This is a genomic window from Streptomyces sp. WAC 06738 (assembly GCF_003945505.1).
Classification (GTDB): domain Bacteria; phylum Actinomycetota; class Actinomycetes; order Streptomycetales; family Streptomycetaceae; genus Streptomyces.
Map to the genome: position 1 here is coordinate 2,216,306 of NZ_CP029618.1, position 25,353 is coordinate 2,241,658.

Annotated in this window: 23 protein-coding genes; 12 read left to right on the forward strand and 11 right to left on the reverse strand. The window is 74.5% G+C overall.

Annotated features, from left to right (window positions below; translation table 11 throughout):
* Positions 1–154 precede the first annotated feature (154 nt).
* Positions 155–1,165 carry an aldo/keto reductase gene (locus tag DMB38_RS09325; protein WP_125934777.1) on the reverse strand — a complete coding sequence of 337 codons (1,011 nt, stop codon included), beginning with the start codon at positions 1,163–1,165 and terminating at the stop codon, positions 155–157.
* A 61-nt stretch (positions 1,166–1,226) separates the two neighbouring features.
* Between DMB38_RS09325 and DMB38_RS09330 the strand changes: the two genes are divergently transcribed.
* The 6 genes from DMB38_RS09330 to DMB38_RS09360 all read left to right on the forward strand — a co-directional run bounded on the left by DMB38_RS09330 (position 1,227) and on the right by DMB38_RS09360 (position 7,553).
* The gene (locus DMB38_RS09330) at positions 1,227–2,159 is read left to right on the forward strand and encodes a LysR substrate-binding domain-containing protein (protein ID WP_125934778.1); all 933 of its coding nucleotides are present in this window, start codon (positions 1,227–1,229) and stop codon (positions 2,157–2,159) included.
* Between the two features lie 443 nt (positions 2,160–2,602).
* Positions 2,603–3,013: a hypothetical protein gene (locus DMB38_RS09340; RefSeq protein ID WP_125934779.1), complete on the forward strand. Its 411-nt coding sequence runs from the start codon at positions 2,603–2,605 to the stop codon at positions 3,011–3,013.
* A gap of 96 nt (positions 3,014–3,109) precedes the next feature.
* Entirely contained in the window at positions 3,110–3,370 is a 261-nt protein-coding gene (locus DMB38_RS09345) for a hypothetical protein (RefSeq protein ID WP_125934780.1), read from the forward strand.
* A 250-nt stretch (positions 3,371–3,620) separates the two neighbouring features.
* Positions 3,621–5,738 carry a PhoH family protein gene (locus DMB38_RS09350; protein ID WP_125934781.1) on the forward strand — a complete coding sequence of 706 codons (2,118 nt, stop codon included), beginning with the start codon at positions 3,621–3,623 and terminating at the stop codon, positions 5,736–5,738.
* 4 nt (positions 5,739–5,742) lie between these two features.
* Positions 5,743–6,240, forward strand: coding sequence for an rRNA maturation RNase YbeY (gene ybeY / locus DMB38_RS09355; RefSeq protein ID WP_047015737.1), 498 nt, complete (start codon positions 5,743–5,745; stop codon positions 6,238–6,240).
* Complete coding sequence (locus tag DMB38_RS09360; RefSeq protein ID WP_125934782.1) at positions 6,237–7,553, forward strand: hemolysin family protein; 1,317 nt, start codon at positions 6,237–6,239, stop codon at positions 7,551–7,553. The genes ybeY and DMB38_RS09360 overlap by 4 nt, the downstream gene beginning before the upstream one ends.
* Positions 7,554–7,637: 84 nt before the next feature.
* On the opposite strand, the gene DMB38_RS09365 is transcribed toward DMB38_RS09360, so the two are convergent.
* Positions 7,638–9,074 carry a hypothetical protein gene (locus DMB38_RS09365; protein WP_125934783.1) on the reverse strand — a complete coding sequence of 479 codons (1,437 nt, stop codon included), beginning with the start codon at positions 9,072–9,074 and terminating at the stop codon, positions 7,638–7,640.
* A gap of 89 nt (positions 9,075–9,163) precedes the next feature.
* Here DMB38_RS09365 and DMB38_RS09370 point away from each other — a divergent pair, with 89 nt between their 5' ends.
* Positions 9,164–9,514 carry a cytidine deaminase gene (locus DMB38_RS09370; RefSeq protein WP_125934784.1) on the forward strand — a complete coding sequence of 117 codons (351 nt, stop codon included), beginning with the start codon at positions 9,164–9,166 and terminating at the stop codon, positions 9,512–9,514.
* Between the two features lie 68 nt (positions 9,515–9,582).
* Here the strand turns inward: DMB38_RS09370 and DMB38_RS09375 are convergent, their stop codons facing one another.
* The 8 genes from DMB38_RS09375 to hrcA all read right to left on the reverse strand — a co-directional run bounded on the left by DMB38_RS09375 (position 9,583) and on the right by hrcA (position 19,860).
* Positions 9,583–10,665, reverse strand: a complete 1,083-nt coding sequence (locus tag DMB38_RS09375) for a PfkB family carbohydrate kinase (RefSeq protein ID WP_240662085.1) — start codon at positions 10,663–10,665, stop codon at positions 9,583–9,585.
* A 177-nt stretch (positions 10,666–10,842) separates the two neighbouring features.
* Positions 10,843–11,748 (reverse strand): ribonuclease Z, encoded by a 906-nt coding sequence (locus DMB38_RS09380; protein ID WP_125934786.1) that lies wholly within the window; start codon positions 11,746–11,748, stop codon positions 10,843–10,845.
* A gap of 16 nt (positions 11,749–11,764) precedes the next feature.
* Positions 11,765–12,124 carry a histidine triad nucleotide-binding protein gene (locus DMB38_RS09385; protein ID WP_047015743.1) on the reverse strand — a complete coding sequence of 120 codons (360 nt, stop codon included), beginning with the start codon at positions 12,122–12,124 and terminating at the stop codon, positions 11,765–11,767.
* A gap of 76 nt (positions 12,125–12,200) precedes the next feature.
* Positions 12,201–15,515 (reverse strand): S41 family peptidase, encoded by a 3,315-nt coding sequence (locus DMB38_RS09390; RefSeq protein WP_240662087.1) that lies wholly within the window; start codon positions 15,513–15,515, stop codon positions 12,201–12,203.
* Between the two features lie 190 nt (positions 15,516–15,705).
* Entirely contained in the window at positions 15,706–16,455 is a 750-nt protein-coding gene (locus DMB38_RS09395; RefSeq protein ID WP_125934787.1) for a 16S rRNA (uracil(1498)-N(3))-methyltransferase, read from the reverse strand.
* Positions 16,452–17,546 carry a nitronate monooxygenase gene (locus DMB38_RS09400; RefSeq protein ID WP_047015745.1) on the reverse strand — a complete coding sequence of 365 codons (1,095 nt, stop codon included), beginning with the start codon at positions 17,544–17,546 and terminating at the stop codon, positions 16,452–16,454. The genes DMB38_RS09395 and DMB38_RS09400 overlap by 4 nt, the downstream gene beginning before the upstream one ends.
* Positions 17,547–17,700: 154 nt before the next feature.
* A complete protein-coding gene (gene dnaJ / locus DMB38_RS09405) occupies positions 17,701–18,834 on the reverse strand; it encodes a molecular chaperone DnaJ (RefSeq protein WP_047015746.1) in 1,134 nt (377 codons plus the stop codon).
* Positions 18,835–19,860 (reverse strand): heat-inducible transcriptional repressor HrcA, encoded by a 1,026-nt coding sequence (gene hrcA, locus DMB38_RS09410; protein ID WP_125934788.1) that lies wholly within the window; start codon positions 19,858–19,860, stop codon positions 18,835–18,837.
* 141 nt (positions 19,861–20,001) lie between these two features.
* Between hrcA and DMB38_RS09415 the strand changes: the two genes are divergently transcribed.
* The 5 genes from DMB38_RS09415 (at position 20,002) to DMB38_RS09435 (ending at position 23,647) form a co-directional block, all read left to right on the forward strand.
* Positions 20,002–20,706 (forward strand): MBL fold metallo-hydrolase, encoded by a 705-nt coding sequence (locus DMB38_RS09415; RefSeq protein WP_125934789.1) that lies wholly within the window; start codon positions 20,002–20,004, stop codon positions 20,704–20,706.
* A gap of 10 nt (positions 20,707–20,716) precedes the next feature.
* On the forward strand, positions 20,717–21,541 hold the full coding sequence (locus tag DMB38_RS09420) for a DUF3097 domain-containing protein (RefSeq protein WP_125934790.1): 825 nt from the start codon (positions 20,717–20,719) through the stop codon (positions 21,539–21,541).
* A gap of 142 nt (positions 21,542–21,683) precedes the next feature.
* A complete protein-coding gene (locus DMB38_RS09425; protein ID WP_276314949.1) occupies positions 21,684–22,937 on the forward strand; it encodes a helix-turn-helix domain-containing protein in 1,254 nt (417 codons plus the stop codon).
* Between the two features lie 96 nt (positions 22,938–23,033).
* Positions 23,034–23,453: a recombinase family protein gene (locus DMB38_RS09430; RefSeq protein WP_125934791.1), complete on the forward strand. Its 420-nt coding sequence runs from the start codon at positions 23,034–23,036 to the stop codon at positions 23,451–23,453.
* Positions 23,450–23,647, forward strand: a complete 198-nt coding sequence (locus DMB38_RS09435; protein ID WP_125934792.1) for a hypothetical protein — start codon at positions 23,450–23,452, stop codon at positions 23,645–23,647. Before DMB38_RS09430 ends, DMB38_RS09435 begins: the two co-directional genes overlap by 4 nt.
* A gap of 410 nt (positions 23,648–24,057) precedes the next feature.
* Here DMB38_RS09435 and hemW read toward each other — a convergent pair whose 3' ends face one another.
* Positions 24,058–25,278: a radical SAM family heme chaperone HemW gene (hemW, locus tag DMB38_RS09440; protein ID WP_125934793.1), complete on the reverse strand. Its 1,221-nt coding sequence runs from the start codon at positions 25,276–25,278 to the stop codon at positions 24,058–24,060.
* Positions 25,279–25,353 lie beyond the last annotated feature (75 nt).

Here is a 25,353-nt window from a genome sequence, read left to right on the forward strand (position 1 = left end):
GCCGCCCGGCACCCGCCGCCGCTCCGGTCCCGGCGACCGCGGCCCGCACCCGCGGCGGTCGGCGGGCGGTCGGCGGGGCGGTCGCCGGGCGGGCAGCGGGGCGGTCGGCGGTCGGGCAGCGGGCGGGCGGTCGGCGTACGGCCCGCGGCGGGTGCTACGCGCCCAGCAGCCGCGCACCGCCCTCCGGGGCCAGCCCGGCGAGGACCTTGTCGATCCGTGCCAGGGTGTCGGGGTGCAGCTCGACGTGCGCCGCCGCCATGTTCTCCTCGATGTGCGCCGGCGTCCGGCTGCCGGGGATGGGCACGACGTGGTCGTCCTGGTGCAGCAGCCACGCCAGCGCGAGCTGCCCCGGGGTCAGCCCCACGTCGGCGGCCACCGCGCGCAGCGGCGCGAAGCGGTCGTGGTTGGCCTTGAGGTTCGCCGCGTCGAAGGCGCCGATGTTGCGCCGGAAGTCGCCCTCCGCGACGTCCGTCACGGAGCCGGTGAGGAAGCCCGTACCCAGCGGCCCCCAGGCGACGACGCCCACGCCCAGCTCGCGCGCCGCCGCGTGCAGTTCCGGGTCGACCGGCGTCCACATCGACCACTGCGCCTGCACCGCCGCGACCGGGTGCACGGCGTGCGCGCGGCGCAACTGGTCCGCGGTGACGTTGGACAGGCCCAGGTGGCGCACCTTGCCCTCGGCGACCAGCTCGGCCATCGCGCCCACCGTGTCCTCGATCGGCACCGCCGGGTCGGGGAAGTGCACGTAGTACAGGTCGATCCGGTCCGTGTCCAGGTTGCGCAGCGAGCGCTCGGCGTAGCCGCGCACGTACCGCGGCTCGGCGTTGACGGTGAGGTTGCCGAAGGCGTAGCTGACGGGATGCGCGCGGCCCTCGACGCCCTCGGGCAGGGTCAGCCCGAACTTCGTGGCCACCACCACCTCGTCGCGCCGCCCGCGCAGCGCCCGGCCGATCAGGCGCTCGTTGTGCCCGTCGGGCCCGTAGCCGTCGGAGCTGTCGACGTGCGTGGCACCCGCGTCGAGGGCGGCGTGCAGCGCGGCGACGCCGCGGTCGTCGTCGGTCTCGCCGTAGACGCCGGGCGAGAGCACCATCGCGCCGTAGCCGATGGCCGGGGACTCCAGGGCGCCGAGGGTGCGGGAGGGGACGGGGTTCGAAGCTGTGGTCATGCCCGCAGCCTCCGCGGAATTGCGTGGCGGCGTCCAAGACCTATGGCTATAACGGGTGGTTATGGACGCCCACGTTCGCGATCTGCGCTACTTCGCGGCGGTCGCGGAGGAGCTGAGCTTCACCCGCGCCGCCGAGCGGCTGTACGTCTCGCAGCCCGCGCTCTCCAAGCAGATCCGGGCGCTGGAGCGGCAGCTCGGCTTCCCCCTCTTCGAGCGGCGGGCGCGCACGATCGCGCTCACCCCGCAGGGCGCGGCGCTGCTGCCGGCGGTGCGGGAGCTGACGGCGGGCTGGGCGGAGGCGGTACGGGCCGCGCGCACGGCCGGTCCCGCGGAGTCGCTGGCGGTGGGCATGCAGACGGCGGTCGGCCGTGACCTGCAACGGGAGGTGCTGGGCCGGTTCCGGGAGCGGGGCTGGCGGATCTCGCTGCGGCTGGTCAACTGGGAGGACCCCACGGCGGGGCTGGCCGGCGGGGGCGCCGACGCGGCGTTCTGCTGGCTGCCGGTGCCGGGCGTGGGCACGGAGCTGACGGCGAAGGTCCTCGCCCGGGAGGAGCGCTGGGTGGCGCTGCCGCTGGGCCACCGGTTCGCGGGCCGGACGGCGGTGGACTTCGCGGAACTGCTCGACGAGCCGTTCGTGGCGCTGCCGCGGTCAGCGGGCGTGCTGCGCGACTTCTGGCTGGGGACGGCGGAGCGGGGCGGGCGGGAGCCGGTGGTGGCGCTGGAGGCGTCGGCGCCGGAGGAGGTGTTCGAGGCGGTGGGCGCGGGCCTGGGCGTGGTGCTGCTGGCGGAGGGCAACGCCCGGCTGTACCCGCGTCCGGACGTGGTGTCGGTGCCGGTACGGGGACTGGCGCCGTGCGAGCTGGCGCTGCTGTGGCGGACGGCGGACGGGCGGCGGGAGGTCGCGGAGTTCGCGGCGGCGTTCCGCGAGGCCCCGCCGCCCCCGCCCGCGGGCGGGGGCGGCGGGGCCCGGGGGAGCACGAGGGAACACACATAGGCCGTCGCGGCCGTCGCGGCCGTCGCGGCCGTCGCGGCCCGGCCGTCGCGGCCGTCGCGGCCGTCGCGGCCGTCGCGGCCGTCGCGGCCGTCGCGGCCGTCGCGGCCGTCGCGGCCGTCGCGGCCGTCGCGGCCGTCGCGGCCAGCGCGGCCAGCGCGGCCAGCGCGGCCAGCGCGGCCAGCGCGGCCAGCGCGGCCAGCGCGGCCAGCGCGGCCAGCGCGGCCAGCGCGGCCAGCGCGGCCAGCGCGGCCAGCGCGAGCGTAAGGCACCCCCGTGGCCGGGGCGCGGGGGTGCCTTGTCGCGTACGCACGGGGCGCGGGCGTGCGCCGCGCGTGCGGGGGCCGGGCGGGCGGCGCGGGCGCCGGGTGGAGGGCGCGGCGGCGCGCGGAACATCACCCTCAGGATGGACTGTACGGAACGTAGCACCGTGGTTACCTGAAGTCGTGATCGTCCGTGCCGCGCTCGTCCGCGGGCTCGCCCTGCGCGCCGTGCTCGCGCTGCTCCTCGGGGTGCTGCTGGTGCCCGGCGGAGCCGCCGAGCGCGCGAGCGCCGCGGACGGCTACTCCACGTCCTCCGCCGCCCCCGGGGCGGCCGGGGCGGCCGGGGCGGCCGGAGCCGCGGGCGAGGCGGCCCCCGGCGAGGACACCGGCCCGGCGCCCGCCCTTGCCCGGCGCGGGCCGCGGACGGCGAAGGCCGGGCACATCGACCGGGCCGGCCACGTGGCGGCCGCCGTCCGGCCCGTGCCCCGGACGGCGCCGGGCGCCGAGAAGACCGGCTCCCCGTGGTGCCCGTACGCCCCGGAGGCGGCGGTCCTTGCCGCCGCCCGGACGCGGTACGCCGTACTGCGCTGCTGACGGGGCCCGCGGGGCGGCCCGTTCGCGTACGGCGGACGCCTGCCCTGCTGCCCGTACCCCCCACGTCAGCACGCCAGCGGCAAGCCGGAGTTCGCCATGCCTATCGACCTCTCGCGCGCGCTCGAAGCGTACGTGCGCGCCCAGACCCTCCCGCCCCCGCCCGCCGACAAGCCCGCCGACCAGCCACCCGCCGCCGAGCCCCGGGAAGGCCGCGCCGCCGGCCACGGCCCGGCACCCGGACCCGACGCCGCCCCCGGCCCCACCGACCGCCCCGCCCCCGCAGAACCGCAGGCCGACGCCGTCCGCCCCGCCCCCGACGTCCCGCCCGAGCCGCCGGGGGCTCCGCTGCCGGCGTAACGGCACCCCGCCGCTCACGGGTCACCGCGGTACCGCGGTGGCCCGTGAGCAGGCACCCGCACTTCTCCCACACGTCTGGCGTACCGTCCTCGAAACTCACTGGCCACAGCCGCACCTCCCCCCGTTACGATGGCGTCAGGGCCTGCGTGTGGAGCAGGCGTCGGGACCCCGGGCGTGGTCCGTCCGGCGGGCCCTCTCACAGTTCCGCGAGCGAAGAAGTGGGATGAGATTCAGGCCCGAGGGCCGGCCCATGACACAGACACCCGTAAGCCGCACCCCCGAAGAGGGACAGGCCCGCGCCCACATCACCATCCCCGCGAAGCACCCCATGGTGACCGTGCTGGGCTCCGGAGACTCCCTCCTGCGGGTCATCGAGAAGGCGTTCCCCAGCACCGACATCCACGTCCGGGGCAACGAGGTGAGCGCCGTCGGCGCATCCGAGGAAGTCACCCTCGTGCAGCGCCTCTTCGACGAGATGCTGCTCGTCCTCCGCACCGGCGCCCCCATGACGGAGGACGCGGTGGAGCGGACGATCGCCATGCTCAAATCCGACCGCGACGACGAGGCCGGCGGCCACCACGCCCCCTCCGAGGTCCTGACGCAGAACATCCTCTCCAACCGCGGCAAGACGATCCGCCCGAAGACGCTGAACCAGAAGCGCTACGTCGACGCCATCGACAAGCACACCATCGTCTTCGGCATCGGCCCCGCGGGCACCGGCAAGACGTACCTCGCCATGGCCAAGGCGGTCCAGGCCCTGCAGTCCAAGCAGGTCAACCGCATCATCCTCACCCGCCCCGCGGTCGAGGCCGGCGAGCGCCTCGGCTTCCTGCCGGGCACGCTGTACGAGAAGATCGACCCGTACCTGCGCCCGCTGTACGACGCACTGCACGACATGCTGGACCCGGACTCGATCCCGCGCCTGATGGCCGCGGGCACGATCGAGGTCGCCCCCCTGGCATACATGAGGGGCAGGGCGCAACCGGTCTGGACCAATGTGCTGACGCCGGACGGCTGGCGCCCCATCGGCGACCTCCAGGTCGGCGACCTGGTGATCGGCTCCAATGGCGAGCCGACCCCCGTGCTGGGGGTGTATCCCCAGGGCGAGCGGGACATCTACCGCGTCACCGCGCAGGACGGCGCGTGGACGCTGTGCTGCGGCGAGCACCTGTGGACGGTCAGGACCGCCGCGGACAAGCGGCGCAACAAGCCCTGGCGGGTCCTGGAGACCCGGGAGATGATCGGCAATCTGCGCGCCGCTCACGCCCGCCGGTACGAGCTCCCGACGCTGACCGGACCGGCGCAGTTCCCGGCCCGCGAGGTGCCGATGGACCCGTACGCGCTGGGTCTGCTGCTGGGTGACGGCTGCATCACGGGTACCACCACGCCGGGCTTCACCACCGCCGATCCGGAGCTGGTGTCGGCGCTGGAGCTGGCTCTGCCCGGCGTCAAGGTCCGGCGGAAAGGCCCGATCGACTACGTCCTCAACCGCGAGAGCGCTCCGGGCGACGTCATCACGCTGGCGAATCCTGTCACCAGGGACCTGCGCACACTCGGCCTGCTCGGCTCACGCTCCGTCTCGAAGTTCATCCCGGACGACTACCTCTACAACACCCCCGAGGTCCGGCTGGCTCTGCTTCAGGGGCTGCTCGACAGCGATGGCGGACCGGTCACCCAGTCCGACCGGACCTGCCGCATTCAGTACACGACCGCGTCGATTCTGCTCCGTGACGACGTCATCTCCCTCGTGCAGTCCCTGGGGGGCGTCGCCTACACCCGTCGCCGGGCGGCCCAAGGCCGGAAGCCCGGGCGGGCACGGGGTCGCGAGGTGTACCACCGTCGCGACGCGCACATCGTCGACATCCGACTCCCCGAAGGCATCGAGCCCTTCCGGCTCGCGCGCAAGCGCGAGAAGTACCACGCCGCCGGAGGCGGCGGCCGTCCCATGCGGTTCATCGACAGCATCGAGCCGGCGGGCCGCGAGGAGACCGTGTGCATCCAGGTGGCGGCGGAGGACTCGCTGTACGTCACGCAGGATTACCTGCTCACGCACAACACGCTGAACGACGCGTTCATCATCCTCGACGAGGCGCAGAACACGAATCCCGAGCAGATGAAGATGTTCCTCACCCGGCTCGGGTTCAACTCCAAGATCGTCGTCACCGGTGACGTCACGCAGGTCGACCTGCCGGGTGGGACGAAGAGCGGGCTGCGGCAGGTGCAGGGGATCCTGGACGGGGTGCAGGACGTGCACTTCTCCACGCTGACCAGCAAGGACGTCGTGCGGCACAAGCTGGTGAGCCGGATCGTCGAGGCGTACGACAAGTTCGACGTCAGGAGCCGCGACGACAGGAACGGCAGGGCCTAGACCCGTGTCCGTCGAGGTCAACAACGAATCCGGGGTCGAGGCCGACGAGGAGGCCGTGCTCGGGGTCGCCCGGTACGCGCTGGCGCGGATGCGGATCCATCCGCTCTCCGAGCTGTCGGTGATCCTCGTCGACCCCGCCGCGATGGAGCAGTTGCACGTGCAGTGGATGGACGAGCCGGGGCCGACGGACGTGATGTCCTTCCCCATGGACGAGCTGCGTCCGCCCGCCAAGGACGACGAGGAGCCCGTGCAGGGGCTCCTCGGTGACATCGTGCTCTGTCCCGAGGTCGCCCGCCGGCAGGGCGCCGCGGCGCCGACCGGGCACTCCATGGACGAGGAGCTGCAGTTGCTCACGGTGCACGGGGTGCTGCACCTCCTCGGCTACGAGCACGAGGAGCCCGCGGAGAAGGCCGAGATGTTCGGTCTGCAGAAGGCGATCGTCGACGGCTGGCGCGCCGAGCGCGGCGTGACCGGTCCTTCGCCGGCGCCCACCGAGCGATGACCGCCCGGCTGATCGCCGCGGCGGTCCTGCTCGTGGGGGTCGGCTGGCTGGCGTCGTGCGCCGAGACGGCGCTGGCGCGGACGACGCGGATCGCCGCCGAGGACGCGGTACGGGCCGGGCGGCGCGGCTCCGCGAAGCTGCTGGCGGTGACGTCGGACCCGGTGCGCTATCTGAACGTGGCGCTGCTGGTGCGGGTCGGCTGCGAGATGGCCGCGGGTGCGCTCGTCACGTACGCCTCGCTGCGCCATTTCGACCGCACCTGGGAGGCGTTGACGGTCGCGATCGCCGCGATGGTCCTCGTCTCGTACGTCGCGATCGGCGTCTCGCCGCGCACCATCGGGCGCCAGCACCCGGTGGCGACGGCGACGGCCTCCGCGTACGTGCTGCTGCCGCTGGCCCGGGTCATGGGCCCGGTGCCGCGGCTGCTGATCCTGCTGGGCAACGCGCTGACGCCGGGCAAGGGCTTCCGCCAGGGGCCGTTCGCCTCGGAGGCGGAGCTGCGCGCGATGGTGGACCTGGCGGAGAAGGAGTCGCTGATCGAGGACGACGAGCGGCGCATGGTCCATTCGGTCTTCGAGCTCGGCGACACCCTGGTGCGCGAGGTGATGGTGCCGCGGACGGACGTGGTGACCATCGAGCGGTACAAGACGCTCCGGCAGGCGCTGACGCTGGCGCTGCGCTCCGGTTTCTCGCGGATCCCGGTGACGGGTGAGAGCGAGGACGACGTCGTCGGCGTGGTGTATCTGAAGGATCTGGCGCGCAAGGTGCACATCAGCCGGGAGGCCGAGTCGGAGCTGGTGTCGACGGCGATGCGGCCGGCGGCGTTCGTGCCGGACACGAAGAAGGCCGCGGACATGCTGCGGGAGATGCAGCAGCAGCGGATCCACGTGGCGGTCGTCATCGACGAGTACGGGTCGACGGCGGGCATCGTGACGATCGAGGACATCCTGGAGGAGATCGTCGGCGAGATCACCGACGAGTACGACCGGGAGCTGCCGCCGGCGACGGAGCTGGGCGAGGGCCGCTTCCGGGTCACGGCCCGCCTCGACATCGGCGACCTGGGCGAGCTGTACGACCTGGAGCTGGACGACGAGGACGTGGAGACCGTCGGCGGGCTGCTGGCCAAGCAGTTGGGGCGGGTGCCGATCGCGGGCGCGACGGCGGAGGTCGACGTGACCCACGACGGGTCCGACCCGGGGCTGCGGGCGCTGCGGCTGACGGCGGAGTCGCCGGCGGGGCGGCGGAACAAGATCGTGACGGTCCTGGTGGAGCCGGTGCGGGAGACGCCGGTGGAACAGGACGAGGAGGCGTAGCCCCCTCCCCCGGGCCACCTCCTCACGTGCGCCTCCGCGACACCCGGCACGGCCCTGGCGTCCGGCACGGCCGGTGGTGTGCGCTCAGTGGAGGGGGCCGGCGGCTTCCAGGCGCGCCAGCCGCGTCCGCCAGCGGGCGGCGTTCTCCTCCTGCCCGTACGCGGACTCGCAAGCGGCCTGGGCACGACAGGCGTACACCGCCAGCTCGGGGAGGTGTACGCGTGCCACGTCGACGATCGCCTCGATGCCGTCGTCCCACGCCGGGTTGACGATCTTGTCGACCAGGGCGGTCCCCATCTCCACGGCCAGCTCCGCCGGGCGGGCCGAACCGCTGGCCAACGCGTGCAGGAACGGCCCACTGTTGAGCCCTTCATCGGCCAGGTCCGCCAGCCGGCGGGCCGTGTCGGTATGGCCGGCGCGAGCGTGCACGAAGGCCAGGTCCATCGCGAACTGGCCCATCCACGTTCCCGCCAGGTCTCCTTCGAGGCTTCCCCCCGAGATCTCGTCGGCCCGGTCGAATGCCCCTTCGCAGAGGGCCAGCGCGAAGGCGGCCACCCGTGCGGAACCGTCGTCGTAGATCCTGCGCAGCTCCGCCGCCGCCCGCGACAGGTCACCTGCCTGTGCGAGGCGGTGCCCGTACTCGGCCGGGCTCTCCATACCCGCCCGCCGGCGTGCTTCGGCGATCACCGAAGCGCCGCCCAGGAAAACGCCGCCCACGGAACAGTCGCCCCGGGAGACCGCCTGCGCGTAGGCTGCCCGCGCTTCCGCCTCGTGCCCCTCCGAGTGGAGCCGGAGGGCCAGTTCCAGGGGTGCTTCCGGACCCTGGTCCTGTACGGCGTACTGGTCCTGCCCGGTGAGCAGGGCGTCGAGGTGCAGACGCGCCTCCACTTTGGCGTACGGGTCGCCGTGTTCGAGTTCGATGGCGTGGCGGAACGCGGCGGCGGCCCCCTCGGGGTCGTCGTCCCACAGCATCCACCCGAGCCGCACCGATGCCTCGGCCTGCGTGATCGGCCCCCATGCGCGGGTGCCCCAGCACTGGCCGGCCCGGAGCGTCTGCGTCCAGCGCGAGTCGGTGGGCCGGACGTCGTACTCCGCCTGGACGAGGCGTTCCTCCAGCGCGCCGTGCTCGCCGGGGCGGTAGCGGCCGTTGAACGTCCCCGCGTAGTACAGGTGATCAAGAGTGTCGTAGGCGTTGCGGTAGAACTCGGCCAGCGCGTCGTCGACGGGATGATGGCGCACGGCTACGCGCTCGACGTCCGCGACGAACCGGTGCGCGTTGGCGCGGACGAACGCGGCGTCCAGCAACTGCGCCTCACCCACCTCCCCGGCCAACGGCCCCCGGGGCCGGCCGGCGTCGCCGTCAGCCGCTTCCCGCAGCACCTGCAGAAAGAACCCCGGGTCGGACGGCAGCAGCATGGTCTGGTCCCACCACGGCTCGTGGTGCACGAGCAGCACGCGCAGGCGCACCGGGCCTGCCGGGGCATCCGCGTGTACGACGTGAATCCGGTACGTGTTGTCCATGCCGTCACCCTGGCAGCCGCCTACGACAACGCAGGCGGTGGAGGCGGCCCGTGGAGCGGCCGCCCTACGGGGTTCGTATGCTCGCCGGTATGAACGAGAGCAGCTCGCTGGATCCGGAAGACCGCAAGATCGTCACGCTGGCCCGGAGCACGCGTGCGCGCAACGCCGTGCCGGAGGGTGCGGCCGTGCGGGACGAGACCGGCCGCACCTACGTCGCGGGCACCGTGGCGCTGGACTCGCTGCGGCTGACCGCGCTGCAGACCGCGGTGGCGATGGCCGTCGCCAGCGGCGCCACGTCGCTGGAGGCGGCGGCGGTCGTCACCGAGGCGGCGGGCCCCGCGGAGGCGGACCTCGCCGCGGTACGCGACCTCGGCGGCCCGGGCACCCCGGTCCTGCTGGCCGCCCCGGACGGCGAACTGCGCGACACGGTCCGGGCCTGAGGGCCCGCCGTACGGCGTCGGTGGCCGCGCGCAGCGCCGGCCGTGCGGCTCCGTACGGCCTCCGTCCGCTACCCGCCCTGCGGCTCCGGGCGGAAGCCGATCGTCGGGACCGCGCGGCGCAGCGGCCAGTGCCGGGGGGCGCACGGCGTGATGCCGTCCAGGAACGCGTAGCGGGCGAGGGCCTGCGGGTCCTGCTCCTCGACCGTGCGTATCTGCTCCCACCAGGCCGCCACTTCCGTCCAGCCGGGGGCCGACTGGGAGCCGCCGAACTCCTGGACCGACAGCGCCGCCGTCAGTCCCGCGAGCGCCAGCCGGTCGGGCAGCGGGTAGCCCGCGAGCGACGTGGTGACGAAGCCGGCGACGAAGACGTCCCCGGCGCCGGTGGTGTCCAGGGCCGCCACCGATATCGCCGGCACCTCGGCGCTTTCGCCCGTACGCCCGTCGACCGCGTACGCCCCGTCGGCGCCCATCGTGACGACCACCAGCGGCACGTGCTCCGCGAGCGCGTGGGCCGCCGCGCGCGGCGAGGCGGTGCCGGTGTAGCGCATGGCCTCCGCCGCGTTCGGCAGGAACGCCTCGCAGTGCGCCAGCTCCGGTATCTCCGCCAGGTCCCAGCGCCCGGTGTCGTCCCAGCCGACGTCGGCGAAGACGCGGCTGCCGTGCAGCGCGGCCTGCTCAATCCACGGCTGGCGGCGGCCGGGGTCGAGGGACGCGACGCAGGCGCGGCTCGGCGGGGGGCAGCGCGGGGGCTCGTCGGGCGGCGGCGCCTCGTGGCCGTGGGAGACCATGGTGCGCTCGCCGTCGTACGCCATGGAGACGGTGACCGGCGAGTGCCAGCCGCGGCAGGTGCGGGAGAGGGACACGTCGATGCCCTCGCCCGCCAGGGCCTCCTGGCAGTGGTCGCCGTAGACGTCGTCGCCGAAGGCGGCCGACAGCGACGTCCGCAGGCCGAGGCGGGCCAGGGCCGTGGCCATGTTCGCCACCCCGCCGGGGCTGGATCCCATGCCGCGGGCCCAGGACTCGGTGCCGCGGACGGGGGCGCTGTCCAGGCCGGTGAAGACGATGTCCAGGAAGACGGTCCCCGTCAGGTAGACGTCGACGGCCGGGTCGCCGGGGCCGCGCACGTGCTTGAGCGGGTCCACGCCCGCCACCGCTGAACCGCCCGTGACAGCGGAATCGGCCGCAGAGGCTGAAGCGGACGGATGGGTGGTCACGTGAGCGCCTCCTTCCCCACCGGGCCTCCGCGCCGAGAACGGAACACTTGTCCGACTGTTTTCAGTCTGCCTCAGCCCACTGACAACGGCCCTCCGCGCCCGGCCCCGCCGCCCTCAGCGCCGCGCCGGCACCGCCACCCTGCCCAGGTCCGTCGCCACCGTCAGCGGCCCCTCGTACCCCGCCTCGCGCGCCTCCCGCGCGAAGTCCTCGGGGTCCGGATAGCGCTGCGAGAAGTGCGTCAGCACCAGGTGCCGTACGCCCGTCGCGATCGCCACCCCCGCCGCCTGGGCCGCCGTCAGATGCCCGTACTCGATGGCCAGCTCGGTCTCCGCGCCCAGGAACGTCGACTCGATGACCAGCAGGTCCGCCTCCTCCGCGAGCGCGTACACCCCCTCGCACAGCCCGGTGTCCATGATGAACGCGAACCGCTGTCCCCGGCGCGGCGCCGAGACCTCCTCCAGCCGCACGCCGCGCAGCTCGCCCTCGCGCTGGAGGCGCGAGATGTCGGGACCGGCGATGCCCGCGCGCGCGAGGAGGCCGGGGAGCATCCGTCGGCCGTCGGGCTCGACGAGGCGGTAGCCGTACGCGTCCACGGGGTGGTGCAGCCGGCGGGCCTGAAGGCTGTACGCGGGCGTGGTGGCGATCACGCCGTCGCCTTCGACGGGCCCCGCCTTGATCCGCGCGCTCTCCCGGTACACGCTGGCGTACCGCAGCCGTTCGAAGAAGTGCTCCCCGCTGGCCGGGAAGTGGACGGTCACGGGGTGCGGGACATGGTCCAGGTTGATGCGCTGGATGACGCCGGGCAGGCCGAGGCAGTGGTCGCCGTGGAAGTGGGTGACGCAGATGCGGGTGAGCCCGTACGCGGCCACGCCGGCGCGCAGCATCTGGCGCTGGGTGCCCTCGCCGGGGTCGAAGAGGATCGCGTCGCCGTCCCAGCGCAGCACGTAGCCGTTGTGGTTGCGCTGGCGGGTGGGGACCTGGCTGGCGGTGCCGAGGACGACGAGTTCGCGGGCGGCCACGTGCGGGCGGCCCGCGCTACCCGGGCGGCCAGTTCAGACCGCGGCCGCCGAGCACGTGGGCGTGCGCGTGGAAGACGGTCTGGCCGGCGCCCGCGCCGGTGTTGAACACGACGCGGTAGCCGGTGGCGTCGATCTTCTCCTCGACGGCCACCTCGGCCGTCTCGCGCAGCACGTCCGCGAGGAGCTGCGGCTCCGCGGCGGCGAGGGCGGCGGCGTCCGGGTAGTGGGCCTTGGGGATGACGAGGACGTGCGTGGGCGCCTGCGGGTTGATGTCGCGGAAGGCGATCGTCGTCGGGGTCTCGCGGACGACGGTCGCGGGCACCTCGCCCGCGGTGATCTTGCAGAACAGGCAGTCTGCCTGCGGCTCCCCGGCCATGTTCCCGGCCTCCTTCGTACGAGTCGGGCGGTACGGGCCGCATGGTACCCCGCGGCCCGTACCCGGTGCCCTGCCGCTACTCCCCCGCCGGGGACCCGGAAGACGACGGCTCGGAGGACGCCGCCTCCGGCGTGTCCCGTACCGCGCCCGGCACCTCCGGCGGCACCGCCGCCGGGCTGCGCTCCAGTTCCTCCAGCGCCAGCCGCACCGCCGTCTCCAACTGCGGGTCGCGCCCCTGCGCCCAGTCCTCCGGCGTGAGCTGCACGTCCACGTCCGGCTCCACGCCGTGGTTCTCCACGCCCCAGCCCGGCCCTTCCAGCCAGATGGCGTACTTCGGCTGCGTCACCAGCGTGCCGTCGACCAGCCGGTAGCGGCTGTCGATGCCGACGACCCCGCCCCAGGTGCGCCGCCCGACGAGCGGCCCGATGCCCAGCGCCCGGATCGCGGCGCTGACGATGTCGCCGTCCGAGCCGGAGAACTCGTTGGCCACCGCGACCACGGGACCGCGCGGTGCGTCCATCGGATAGCTGACGGGCCGGAGCCCGCGGCCCGCGTCCCAGCCGACGACGCGCCGCGCCAGCTTCTCCACGACGAGCTGCGAAGTGTGCCCGCCGCGGTTGTCGCGGACGTCGACCACCAGCCCCTCGCGGGCGACTTCGACGCGCAGGTCGCGGTGGAGCTGCGCCCAGCCGGGGCCCTGCATGTCGGGTACGTGGAGGTAGCCGAGGCGGCCGCCGGAGGCTTCGTGCACGTACGCGCGCCGGCCGGCGACCCATGCGTGGTAGCGCAGCGGTTCCTCGTCGGCGGTGGGGACGATCACCGCGTAGCGCACGTCGCCGCCGTCGGCGGGCAGCACGCTCAGCTCGACGGGCTTGCCCGCGGCGCCCACCAGCAGCGGCGCGGGCCCGGCCAGCGGGTCGACGGGCCGGCCGTCGACGGCGACGATCGCGTCGCCGGGGCGGACCGCGGCGCCGGGCGCGGCCAGCGGGGAGCGGGCGTGCGGGTCGGAGGTCTCGGACGGCAGGATCCGCTCGACGCGCCACGTGCCGTCGTCCCCGCGGGTGAGGTCGGCGCCGAGGAGGCCCTGCCGCCGCTCCGGGGCGCCCGCGGGCGCGCCGCCGCCCGGGGGGATGACGTACGCGTGGGACGTGCCCAGCTCGCCCTGCACCTCCCAGAGCAGGTCGACCAGGTCGTCGTGGGTGGCGACGCGCTCCAGCAGCGGCCGGTAGCGCTCCAGCACGCCGTCCCAGTCGACGCCGCCGAGGTCGGCGCGCCAGAAGTGGTCCCGCATCAGCCGGCCGGCCTCGGCGTACATCTGCCGCCACTCGGCGGCCGGGTCGAGCGACTGCCGTACGCGGGTGAGGTCGACGGTGACGTTGTCCCCGTCGCCGTCGTCGACGTGGCTGGCCTTGCGGTCGGCGGGGACGACCTTCAGCTTGCCGTCGGTGCGCAGCAGGATCCGGGTGCCGTCGCCGGTGACGGTGAAGCCCTCGGCGTCGTCGGCGAGTTCCTCGACGCGCTGCTTGCCGAGGTCGTACCGCTCCAGCCGGCTGGTGGGCCCGTCGTCCTCGGGGCCCGCGGCGTCGGTGCCGAGGACGCCGCGCAGCGGGTGGACGAGCCACAGCAGGCCGCCCTCCGCGGCGCGCAGGGTCGAGTAGCGGGCGGCCTCGACGGGGAAGGGCAGGATGCGGTCGGCGAGGCCGTCGAGGTCGATGCGGGTGACCGGCGGGGTGTCGCCGGAAGGCGAGCCGGCGTCGTCGCCGTCGTCGGAGGTGCCGCGCTCGGGGGGCCGGCCGTGGCGCTGCGGGCCGAACGGCGAGGGCGTCTCGGCGGCCAGCGTGATCAGGTGGGGGCGGCAGGCGTACGGGAACGACAGGTCGAAGACGTGGCTGTCGTAGACCGGGTCGAAGGCCCGCTCGGAGAGGAACGCCAGGTGCTTGCCGTCCGCGGTGAACGCCGGGGAGTAGTCGCGGAAGCGCAGCGGCGTGGCCTCGGCGACGGCGAGGCCGTCGGTGGTCGCGAGGCGCAACTGCCGCAGCTCGCCGGGGCCGGGGTGGGACCAGGCCAGCCAGGCGGAGTCGGGCGAGAAGACCAGCCCGCCGGCGTCGCCGTACGCGCTGGTGTCGACCTCGCGTACGTCGCCGGAGGCGCGCTCGACGAGGAGCACCCGGCCGTCGTGCGAGGCGACGGCGACGCGGCTGCCGTCCGGCGCGACGGCCAGCCCGGTGACCCGGCCGAGGCGCCCGGCGGCGACGCGGCGGGGCGTGGCGCCGGCGTCGCGGCCGGCGGCGGGGGTGAACTCCAGCGCGTCCTCGCCCTCGGCGTCGGTGACGAACACGACGTGCTCGGCGCCCTCGGCGCGGAAGACCCGCGGCATCCTGGCCCGTACGCCGGGCTCCGCGGCCAGCGCGCGGGCGGGGCCCTCGCGGTGGGTCACCCAGTGCAGGGTGCCGCGGATCTCGACGGCGCTGCCGCGGCCGGTGTGGTCGGGACGGGCCGTGCCGAGGTTGTGGCGGGCGCGGAGCGGGCGGGGGCGCAGGTCGGTGCGCTGGCCGCCGAGGCGGATGTCGAGGCGGCGGGGCTCGGTGCCCTCGTCGAGTCCGTCGAGGAGCCAGAGTTCGCCGGCGCTGGCGTAGACGACGCGGGTGCCGTCGGTGGCGGCGTGGCGGGCGTAGAAGCCGCCGAGGGGGGTGTGGCGGCGCAGCGCGGCGTACGCGTCGGGGGCGTCGGTGTCGGCGGAGTACAGCGCGCCGGTGCCCTCGTGGTCGGAGAGGAACGCGAGCCGCCCGCCGGCCCACAGCGGGTACTCGGCGTTGCCGAGGACGGCGTCCAGCTCGGCGGGGCGGGTGAACTCCGCGTCGGCGGCGGTGCGCAGCCAGAGCCGGCCCGCGGTGCCGCCGCGGTAGCGCTTCCAGTACGCCGCCTCCCGGCCCATGCCCGCGGTGAGCAGCGCGACGCGGCCCTCGGGCCCGTACGCGACGTTGCCGACGGGGCCGAACGGCAGCGTATGCGCGGGGCCGCCGTCGGGCGGCACGGCGCGCGCCCAGGTGCGGCGCAGCGAGTACTGGCCGTGGGTGGTGAGCGCCAGCACGTCGCCGTCGGGCGTCCAGCCGCGTACGGAGGTCTTGCCGCTGCCCCAGTACGTCAGGCGGACGGGCGCGCCGCCGTCGACGGGTGCGGTGAGGACCTCGGGGGCGCCGTCGCGGGTGGAGGTCCAGGCGACGCGGGTGCCGTCGGGGGCTATGCGTGGATGGTCCACCGGCATGTTGTCGGCGCTCACCCGCCAGGCCCGGCCGCCGTCGAGGGGCGCGGCCCAGACGTCGTCCTCCGCCGTGAAGGTGATCAAGTCGCCGTGCAGGTGCGGGAATCGCAGGTAAGCAGGCTGAGTCACGTCGATCATCCCATCATGCGGAAGCGGTACTCACCACCGCTTTGCGGTGCGGTGTGACCTTCGTCCTGTACCCGCCCCGTCCGGGGATGGAACGAATCGGGACTTAATTGTGAACACCTTGGGAAAACCCCCTGTTTCCCGCGCGCGGAGGGTGAAGATCCGGGCGTACGGAACGTCTCGCTCCGCTCGCTCAGGACCACCGCCCGGTCGCGGCGAGCACCACCGCGCCCGCCGCCGTCCCCGCCGTGGAGGTGCGCAGCACGCTCGGGCCCAGCCGGTACGCCCCCGCGCCCGCGCCCTCGAACGCGGCCAGCTCCTCCGGCGCGACCCCGCCCTCCGGGCCGACCACCAGCACGATCTCGCCCTCCGCCGGCAGCGCGGCGGCGGCCAGCGGCGCGGCGCCCTCCTCGTGCAGCACGGCCGTGAACGCCGCGTCCGCGAGCAGCGGCAGCAGCTCCTTCGTCGAGTGCAGCCCGGCGACCTCGGGGAAGCGCAGCCGGCGGGCCTGCTTGCCCGCCTCGCGGGCGGTGGCGCGCCACTTGGCCAGGGACTTCTGCCCGCGCTCCGCGCGCCACTGGGTCACGCAGCGGGCCGCCGCCCACGGCACCACCGCGTCCACGCCGGTCTCGGTCATGGTCTCGACGGCCAGCTCGCCGCGGTCGCCCTTCGGCAGCGCCTGCACGACGGTCAGCCGCGGGCGCGGCGCCGGCTCCTCGCGCACCTCGGCGCAGGTCACCAGCAGCCGGTCGCGGCCCTCCGCGCCGGCCACGGTGCCGTACGCGCCGCGCCCCGCGCCGTCGGTGAGCACGACGTCCTCGCCGGCCCGCAGCCGCCGTACGGACACCGCGTGCCGCCCCTCGGGGCCGGTCAGCGCCAGCACCGCGCCGGGGCGGGCGGCGTCCAGCACGGCGGGCTCGGCGACGAACACCGGGGCGGTCACAGCAGGCCGCCCGAGGCGTCGCCGGCCGGCTTCGTCGTGCCGCTGAGCGCGTCGGCCAGCTCCCGGGCCAGCACCTCGACCAGCTCCGCGGCGGGCAGTTCCCGCGCCAGCCGGTAGCCCTGGCCCGCCCAGAGCGCCATGCCCTGCGGGTCGCCGACGCGGGCGGCGGCGGCGCGCAGCGGGGAGGTCAGGTGGTGGACCTGGGGGTAGGCGGCTGGGGCGTACGGGCCGTGCTCGCGTACGAACCGGTTGACCAGCCCGCGCGCGGGGCGGCCGGAGAAGGCGCGGGTCAGCTCCGTACGCGTGAACACGCCGCCGGTGACGGCCCGCTTGTGCAGCGCGTTGGCGCCGGACTCGGGGCAGACCAGGAACGCGGTGCCGAGCTGCGCGGCGGCGGCGCCCGCGGAGAGCACCGCGGCGATCTGCCCGCCGCGCATCAGCCCGCCGGCGGCGATCACGGGCACGTCGACGGCCTCCAGCACCTCGGCGAGGAGCGTGAGCAGCCCGCGGCCCACGTCGTCGTCCCGCGGGTCGTTGCGGAAGCCGCCCTGGTGGCCGCCGGCCTCGACGCCCTGCACGCACACGGCGCCGGCCCCGGCGGCCTGCGCGCGGCGCGCCTCGACGACGTTGGTGACGGTGACGACGGTGTACGTCCCGGCGCGGGCGAAGGCGTCGAGCACGGCCGCCTCGGGGCAGCCGAAGGTGAACGACACCAGCGCCACCGGCTCGTCCAGGAGTATCGCCACCTTGGCGTCGAAGGCGTCGTCCGTGCCGGCCTCGGCGTCCCCCAGCGCCGTGTCGTACCACTCGACCTCGCCGGCCAACTGCTCCGCGTACGCCTCGATCTGGGCCGGGTCGGGCGGCGAGGGGGGCTGGGGCATGAACAGGTTGACGCCGAAGGGCCGGTCGGTGACGGCCCGGAGCTGCCGGATCTCCTCGTACATGGCCTCGGGCGTCTTGTAGCCGGCGGCTAGGAACGCCAGGCCGCCGCCCTCCAGCACCCCGGCGGCGAGCTGCGGGCAGGATGCGCCACCGGCCATGGGCGCCTGCACGATCGGGAAGGTGAAGAGATCGTTCAGCTCGGTGGGCATGGCTCAATCCTGTCATGCAGGTCGGACGCCGGCGGCCCGCGCCGGATCGTGGAATCCGCGCGTCTTCGCGCACCTGGGGACGGCTGACGTCCCACCCGCAACACCCGTCGCACGGGCCGCACGGAGGCGGCCCGGCGAGGTCCCCTGGCGGGGCCTAGCGACCGCTCCAGGCGTCCTTCAGCCGCGAGAACAGCCCCTGCTGGCCCGGTTTGAACTGGCCCTGCGGCCGCTCCTCGCCGCGCAACTGGGCGAGTTGGCGAAGGAGCCGCTCCTGCTCCGGGTCCAGCTTCTGCGGCGTCTCGACCTCCACGTGCACGACCAGGTCGCCCCGGCCGCCGCCGCGCAGATGCGTCACACCGCGCTGGTGCAGCGGAATCGACTGCCCCGATTGCGTACCGGGACGGATGTCGACCTCCTCAAGACCGTCGAGCGTCTCCAGATTGACCTTCGTGCCCAGAGAGGCCGCCGTCATCGGGATCGTCACCGTGCAGTGCAGGTCGTCGCCGCGGCGCTGGAAGATCGGGTGCGGCAGCTCGCGGATCTCCACGTACAGGTCGCCCGCGGGGCCGCCGCCCGGGCCGACCTCGCCCTCGCCCGCGTGCTGGATGCGGGTGCCGGTGTCGACGCCCGCGGGGATCTTGACCGTGAGCGTGCGCCGCGAGCGCACCCGGCCGTCGCCCGCGCACTCGGGGCACGGCGTGGGCACGACCGTGCCGAAGCCCTGGCACTGGGGGCAGGGCCTGGAGGTCATGACCTGGCCGAGGAAGGACCGGGTGACCTGCGAGACCTCGCCGCGGCCGCGGCACATGTCGCACGTCTGCGCCGACGTGCCGGGCGCCGCGCCCTCGCCGTTGCAGGTGCCGCAGACCACCGCGGTGTCGACCTGGATCTCCTTGGTGGCGCCGAACGCCGCCTCCTCCAGCTCGATTTCGAGCCGGATCATGGCGTCCTGGCCGCGGCGGGTGCGCGAGCGCGGCCCGCGCTGCCCCGCCTGGCCGAAGAAGGCGTCCATGATGTCGGAGAGGTTGCCGAAGCCGCCGGCGCCGAAGCCGCCGGCCGCGGCGCCGTTCTGCGACAGGGGGTCGCCGCCGAGATCGTAGATCTGCTTCTTCTGCGGGTCCGACAGCACCTCGTAGGCGGCGTTGATCTCCTTGAACCGCTCCTGGGTCTTCGGATCCGGGTTCACGTCCGGATGCAGCTCGCGGGCGAGTCTGCGGAACGCCTTCTTGATCTCTTCCTGCGACGCGTCACGTCCGACGCCGAGGACCGCGTAGTAGTCCGTGGCCACTTATGACTCCGCCAGGATCTGTCCGACGTACCGTGCCACTGCGCGTACCGCTCCCATCGTTCCGGGGTAGTCCATGCGGGTAGGTCCGACCACGCCGAGCTTGGCGACGGCTTCACCGGTGTCGCCGCCTGAACCGTATCCGACGGAGACGACCGAGGTGGAGGTGAGCCCCTCGTGGTCGTTTTCATGGCCGATACGCACCATCACGCCCGGTTCCTTCGCCTCACCGAGCAGCCGCAGGAGCACCACCTGCTCCTCCAGCGCCTCCAGCACCGGCCGGATGGTGAGCGGGAAGTCGTGGTCGAACCGGGTGAGGTTGGCGGTGCCGCCGATCATCAGCCGCTCCTCCGTCTCCTCCACCAGCGTCTCCAGCAGCACCGACAGCACGGTCTGCACCGTGCCCCGGTCGTCCGCGGGGAAGGGGTCGGCCAGGTCTGCCACCAGCCGCGGCACATCGGAGAACCGGCGGCCGACGACGCGGCTGTTGAGCCGGGCGCGCAGGTCGGCGAGGGAGTCCTCGCTGAACGGCGCCGGGCAGTCGATCACGCGCTGCTCGACCCGGCCGGTGTCGGTGATGAGCACGAGCATCACGCGCGCCGGGGCGAGTTGGAGCAGCTCGACGTGGCGCACGGTCGAACGGGTCAGCGACGGGTACTGCACCACCGCCACCTGCCGCGTCAACTGCGCCAGCAGCCGCACCGTGCGCCCCACGACGTCGTCGAGGTCGACGGCGCCGGAGAGGAAGTTCTGGATCGCCCGCCGCTCGGCCGCGCTCAGCGGCTTGACGTCGGCGAGCTTGTCGACGAAGAGCCGGTAGCCCTTGTCGGTGGGGATGCGGCCGGCGCTGGTGTGCGGCTGGGCGATGTACCCCTCGTCCTCCAGGGCGGCCATGTCGTTACGCACCGTGGCCGGGGAGACACCCAGGTGATGCCGCTCGGTGAGCGCCTTGGAGCCGACCGGCTCCTCCGTGCCCACGTAGTCCTGGACGATGGCGCGCAGCACTTCGAGCCGACGCTCGCTGAGCATGCTGCCCACCTCCGCACTCGGGGTCCGTCCGGTCGTTCCGCCGCTGGCACTCGACGGCGGGGAGTGCCAGGGTTCGGGGCCAGTGTACGGCCGGGTAGGGCAGCCCGGGCAAGGCGGCCGGTCACGTTATAGCGTCGGGGCATGGGTGGCGGTTGGGAAGAGCTCGCCCCGGACGTCCTGCGGCGCCGGCTGCCCCGCTGGGACGCGACGGCGGGTGCGGTGGGCGGAGCGGAAGGCGTGCTGCTCGTGGACACGGGCGCCTCGCTGCGGGAGGGCGCGGAGCTGCGGCGGGCCGTACGGGAGCGCTTCGGTCGCCCCGTGACCCGGATCGCGCTCACCCATCCGCACTTCGACCACGTGCTCGGCACCGCGGCCTTCGCCGGCGCCGAGGTCTACGGCCCGGCGGGCATGGCCGCGCACCTGCGCGGCCCCGGCGCGGACGAGCTGCGCGCGGACGCCGTACGCCACGGGCTGGACCGCGACGCGGCGGCGGAGGCCGTCGACGTCCTGGTCGCCCCGCGGCACGCGGTCTCCGGCACGTACCGGCTGGACCTGGGGGGCGGCCGGGAGGTGCTCCTGGCCGAGCTCGGCGCGGCGCACTCGTCGCACGACATGGCGGTCTGCGTCCCGGGCCGCCCGGCCGTCGTCTTCTGCGGCGACCTGGTCGAGGAGTCAGGACCCCCGCAGGCGGGCCGGGACGCGGACCCGGCCCGCTGGCCGGCGGCGCTGGACCGGCTGCTGGAGCTGGGCGGTTCCGGGGCGGTGTACGTGCCGGGGCACGGGGCGGCGGTCGGGGCGGACTTCGTACGGGCCCAACGCGACGAACTGGCGCGGCGCTTGTCGTAATCTCACTTCCGTGCGCCGCTACGACACCGACCTCACGCCCCCCTGGAAGAAGCCGCAGCAGCCCGCCCCCGAGGTGCCGGCCGAGCCCGACCTGGTGGTGGAGGAGGTGGCGACGGGCTTCTGCGGCGCGGTCATCCGCACGGAGAAGACCGCGGAGGGCCCGACGGTGACGCTGGAGGACCGCTTCGGCAAGCACCGGGTGTTCCCGCTCACCCCGCGGGGCTTCATGATCGACGGCAGGGTGGTGACGCTCGTACGCCCCGGCCGTACCCGCCCCGCGGGCCCCCTGCTCTCGGCCTCCGGCTCGATCGCGGTCCGCGACCACACGGCGCGCGTGGCCCGCGCCGGCCGCATCTACGTCGAGGGCCGCCACGACGCGGAGCTGGTGGAGCGCGTCTGGGGCCACGACCTGCGGGTCGAGGGCGTGGTGGTCGAGTACCTGGAGGGCGTGGACGACCTCCCGTCGGTGGTCTCCGCCTTCGCCCCCGGCCCGGACGCGCGGCTGGGAGTGCTGGTGGACCACCTGGTGCCGGGCACGAAGGAGTGGCGCATCGCGGAGTCGGTGACGAGCGCCCACGCGCTGGTGGTGGGCCACCCGTACGTGGACGTCTGGGAGGCGGTCAAGCCCGCGTCTGTGGGCATCGCGGCGTGGCCGAGGATCCCGCGGGGCGAGGACTGGAAGACGGGCGTCTGCCGGGAACTGGGCTGGCCCCCGGACACGGGCGCGGCGTGGCGCCGGATCCTGGACTCGGTACGGACGTACCGCGACCTGGAACCGGCACTGCTGGGCCGGGTGGAGGAACTGATCGACTTCGTCACGGCCCCGGCTTCCTGAGGGTTCCGGGGAGAAGACCACCCCCGTGGCGGACGGCGTTGTCTCACGTTCCCCGAAACCGCACTCTTTGTGTCCGACCGCGCACAGAACCGGCCCCGCCTCCTACCCTGGCATTGTCGAGCCGCAGAGAAGAGGTAAGGCCGTGACGTCATCAGACGCTGCCCCCGACCCGCTCACGGAACCACTCGCGTTCGGCCAGCGGATGCAGATCCTGCGCGAGCGCCGCGGCATGAGCCGGCCCGTCCTGGGCGGGCTGCTCGGCAAGTCGCCGTCGTGGGTGAAGCAAGTGGAGACCGGAAAACTCCAGTTGCCGAAGCTGCCCATGATCCTGCGGATCGCCGAGGTGCTGCGCGTACGCGATCTCGCCGACCTCACCGGCGACCAGTCCATGCGCGTCGGCATGTTCATCGGCCCGGGACACGCCAGGCTCCCCGCGGTCCGCGACGCCCTCAACCGCTTCCCGCTGCCCGGCGACCGCCAGGCCCCGAGCCTGCCGCACCTGCGGGCCCGCCTTGACCGAGCGTGGAGCGCCCGCCATTCCGCCCCCGACCACCGCGAAGTCATCGGCGCACTGCTGCCCGACCTGATTCTGGACGCGCATCTCGCCACGAGACAGGCCGAGACCGCCGCACAGCGCCGCCGCGCGCAGTCGCTGCTCGCCGAGACGTACGCGCTGGCGCAGTTCTTCCTCGCCTACCAGCCCGACAGCTCGCTCCTCTGGCGCGTCGCCGACCGCGGCATGGTCGCCGCCCAGGAGAGCGAGGACCCGCACGCCATCGGAACCGCCGCCTGGCTGCTCGCCCAGGCCCACCGCGACGCCGGCCCGCGGGACTTCGACGCCGCCGACGACGTCAACCGCGCGGCCATCGACTACCTCCGCCCGCTGCTGGCCGAGGCCGACGACCGCGTGCTGGCCATCGCCGGTGCGCTCGACTTCGAGCTCGGCTACACCGCCGCCCGCCGGGGCGCCTCCGGTGTGGCCTGGGCGCACTGGGACGACGCACGCGCCAAGGCCGGGCACCTCCCCGCCGGCTACTACCACCCCGTCACCAGCTTCGGCGCGGCCATCATGGGCGCGCACGCGGTCACGGTGGCGGTGGAGCTGCACGCCGGAGGCGAGTCCGTACGGCAAGCGGCGCGCACTGACGCCGTCGTCATCCCCAGCCACCCGCGACGGGCCCGGCACCGCATCGAAGAGGCCCGCGCCTACCAGCTCAACGGCCAGCCCGACGTCGCCCTGGCGACGCTGGAGAAGGCCAACGCCGCAGCTCCCGAGACGATCCGCTACAACGGGTACGCCCGCCGGATCATCCTTGAGGAGTCCGAGGCCAAGAGTCCTGCGCGCAGGAGGCGCGCCGCCTCGCTCGCGACGAAGATCGGACTCCTGGCCGCGTAGCGAACGGGCATGCGAGGGGCAGGATCTCTGCCCCTTCCCCGCTCCGGCCGCCCCTACCGTCGGTGACGACCTGATCACCGACGACAGGCGAGCGTGATGGAGACCCCTGACACCCACCCGCCCCGGCCCACGCTGGCGTTCATCTACGACCGGCACGCCACACTGACGACCGCGGCCCTGGACGAGCGCATAGTGCGTTGCAGGCGGTATGCCGCCGAGCAGGGCTGGGTGGTGGCCGGGGAGTGGGTCGACCGCGGGGACCAGGCGCTGTGCGCTTGGCAGCGGGCGCAGTGGGGGATGCTCGTCTACGCGATGCGCCAGGCCGCCGACTCCGCGGTGTGCCTGGTGGCCACGTGGGACCGCATCAGTTGGGACCGAGGGGACAGTGCGATCCTGCGCCACGCGGTTCACCGGGCGGGCGGTTACTGCGTCACCACCGCGGGAGAGAACGACCTCGAACTGAGCCACGGGCGAATCACCGTCAGCGCCCCGCTGTCACTGAAGGGACGACCGTGACCACTCCCCCGCGCCGTACCTCCGCGGCCGACCCGATCCACCTGTCCGACGTGTTCCCGCCCGCGGACGCCGCTCCGGCCCCCGGCTGCGGCAGGTGTGCCGAACTGGCGGCGGGCCGGGCCGCGGCCCGCGGGAAGGGCGACTGGTCGGCGGTGAGCGACGCCAACGTCCTCATCCGCCGCCATCCCCACTGAAACCCGCCTCCCGGTCGCCGGGGCAGACCGCGGCCGAGAGGCGGACCCGGGGCGGGCGACGGTACTCAGGCCCGCCCCGGGGCGGGCGCCCCGCCCGCCGCATGGGTCCGGCGGGCGGGGGCGGCGTACGCGTGCGGGATCGGCGGAGGAATCCGGTCGTAACTCGCGGTAACAGCCCTTGATTCGGCCCGTTTCCGCCCTCGCCGGCCGACTTCCGCCCCTCCGCACGCACCCGCCTGCGGACCCGACCGCAACCCCATGCCCGGCTCCGCTCCGGCCTCGGTGAAACCCGCGTTGTCAGCGGAGACGCATACCCTTGGGCGGGTGTGCGGGGATCGTGGGGATTGCGGGAATCACGGGGATCACGCGAGATCGTGCGTTCTGTGCGCGGTGGGGCGCCGGGCGGGCCCTCAGTCCACCAGGTCCCGGACCACCCCGTCCGCCAGCAGCCGCCCCCTCAGCGTCAGCACCAAACGCCCCTCCTCGTAAGGACCGCGCTCCAGGAGGCCGTCCCCTACCGCCCGCGACGCCGCCTCCGCCCCCGCCGGGCGCAGCAGCGACCGCGGGCAGCCCGCCGACAGCCGCAGTTCCAGCAGGATCCGTTCCACCCTGCGGTCCTCCTCCGTCAGCACCTCCCGGCCCGCCGCCGGCGACCGGCCCGCCGCCAGCGCGGACGCGTACGGGCCCGGGTGCCTGACGTTCCACCACCGCACCCCGCCCACGTGGCTGTGCGCCCCCGGGCCCGCGCCCCACCAGTCCGCGCCCGTCCAGTACAGCTCGTTGTGCCGGCAGCGCGCGCCGTCCCCCGGCACCGCCCAGTTCGAGACCTCGTACCACTCCATCCCCGCCGCCGACAGCACCTCCTCCGCGATCAGGTACCTGTCCGCGTGTACGTCGTCGTCCGTCGGTGGCACCTCCCCCCGCCGGATCCGCCGCGCCAGTTGCGTGCCCTCCTCCACGATCAGCGCGTACGCCGACACGTGGTCGGGACCCGCCGCCAGCGCCGCCGCCAGCGACGCCCGCCAGTCGTCGTCCGTCTCCCCCGGCGTGCCGTAGATCAGGTCCAGGTTCACGTGCGCGAACCCCGCCGCCCGCGCCTCCGCCACGCACGCCTCCGGGCGCCCCGGCGTGTGCGTACGGTCCAGCACCCGCAGCACGTGCTCCCGCGCGCTCTGCATCCCGAACGAGATCCGGTTGAACCCGGCCTCCCGCAGCTCCGCCAGATACGCCGGATCGACCGACTCCGGATTGGCCTCCGTCGTCACCTCCGCGTCCGCCGCCAGGCCGAACTCCGAGCGGATCGCCGCCAGCATCCGCCCCAGGTCCGCCGCCGGCAGCAGCGTGGGCGTGCCGCCGCCGAAGAACACCGTCTCGACCTCGCGCGGATCGTCGCCGAGCACCTTGCGGGCCAGGCGGACCTCCTCGGCGAAGGTGGCGGCGTAGTCGTCGCGCGAGGTGCCGCGCAGTTCGGAGGCGGTGTACGTGTTGAAGTCGCAGTAGCCGCAGCGCGTGGCGCAGTACGGAACGTGGGCGTAGAAGCCGAGGGGGCGGCCGGCGGCCCCGGCCAGCGCGTGGGCGGGCAGGGTCCCGTCCTCGGGCGCGGGCTCGCCATCGGGCAGTACGGAGGGCATACGCCCCATTGTCCCCCGCCCGCCGGCAAGGCCCGGACTCCCCGGTACGCCGCCCCCGGCGCAGCCCCGGCTCCG

Bases quoted from the DNA above. Each gene is read 5' to 3' on its own strand.
- DMB38_RS09415 (WP_125934789.1), top strand. From the start codon at position 20,002: ATGGGTGGCGGTTGGGAAGAGCTCGCCCCGGACGTCCTGCGGCGCCGG.
- DMB38_RS09325 (WP_125934777.1), bottom strand. From the start codon at position 1,165: ATGACCACAGCTTCGAACCCCGTCCCCTCCCGCACCCTCGGCGCCCTG.
- hemW (WP_125934793.1), bottom strand. From the start codon at position 25,278: ATGCCCTCCGTACTGCCCGATGGCGAGCCCGCGCCCGAGGACGGGACC.
- DMB38_RS09360 (WP_125934782.1), top strand. From the start codon at position 6,237: ATGACCGCCCGGCTGATCGCCGCGGCGGTCCTGCTCGTGGGGGTCGGC.
- DMB38_RS09385 (WP_047015743.1), bottom strand. From the start codon at position 12,124: ATGGCCGGGGAGCCGCAGGCAGACTGCCTGTTCTGCAAGATCACCGCG.
- DMB38_RS09330 (WP_125934778.1), top strand. From the start codon at position 1,227: ATGGACGCCCACGTTCGCGATCTGCGCTACTTCGCGGCGGTCGCGGAG.
- DMB38_RS09430 (WP_125934791.1), top strand. From the start codon at position 23,034: ATGGAGACCCCTGACACCCACCCGCCCCGGCCCACGCTGGCGTTCATC.
- DMB38_RS09345 (WP_125934780.1), top strand. From the start codon at position 3,110: ATGCCTATCGACCTCTCGCGCGCGCTCGAAGCGTACGTGCGCGCCCAG.
- DMB38_RS09400 (WP_047015745.1), bottom strand. From the start codon at position 17,546: ATGCCCACCGAGCTGAACGATCTCTTCACCTTCCCGATCGTGCAGGCG.
- DMB38_RS09350 (WP_125934781.1), top strand. From the start codon at position 3,621: ATGACACAGACACCCGTAAGCCGCACCCCCGAAGAGGGACAGGCCCGC.
- DMB38_RS09365 (WP_125934783.1), bottom strand. From the start codon at position 9,074: ATGGACAACACGTACCGGATTCACGTCGTACACGCGGATGCCCCGGCA.
- hrcA (WP_125934788.1), bottom strand. From the start codon at position 19,860: ATGCTCAGCGAGCGTCGGCTCGAAGTGCTGCGCGCCATCGTCCAGGAC.
- DMB38_RS09370 (WP_125934784.1), top strand. From the start codon at position 9,164: ATGAACGAGAGCAGCTCGCTGGATCCGGAAGACCGCAAGATCGTCACG.